This is a genomic window from Mesorhizobium sp. M7A.F.Ca.MR.176.00.0.0, from assembly GCF_004023165.1.
Classification (GTDB): Bacteria; Pseudomonadota; Alphaproteobacteria; order Rhizobiales; family Rhizobiaceae; genus Mesorhizobium.
In genome coordinates, this window is the sequence record NZ_RZTC01000324.1 from 1 (window position 1) to 321 (window position 321).

The 321-nt window shown below is 79.1% G+C and carries 1 protein-coding gene; it reads left to right on the top strand.

Features of this window, described 5'->3' with window-relative positions; translation table 11 throughout:
- Window positions 1-23: 23 nt before the first annotated feature.
- Window positions 24-321: DUF1403 family protein (locus EOB59_RS35085; protein ID WP_128290316.1), on the top strand; the 298-nt coding region annotated here is incomplete at its 3' end.

Consider the following 321-nt stretch of genomic DNA (forward strand, 5'->3'; position numbering starts at 1 on the left):
CAGCCGCTTTACCCTTCAAAACCATGATTCGCCTCGATCCCGCGACCGCCAGCTCCGCCGCGCCGCCGACCGTGCCCACCTGGGCGCTCGCCGCCGGCGCCGCCGGCGCCGCCAGCGACGCCGACGCCGCCTTCCAGGCCGGCGCCGCCCTGGCCGCGCTCGACACCCTTGCCCGGGCGCAGCCTGCCTGGGCCGGCGCCTGGCGGCAGCGGCTGGCGCTTCGCTGTGCCGCCGCCAGCATGCGGCTCGCCGGCCGCGCCGAGGATGCGGCCGCCCTGCGCGACGCCTGGCACCTGCGGCCGGTCGGCGTTGATCCCGGTC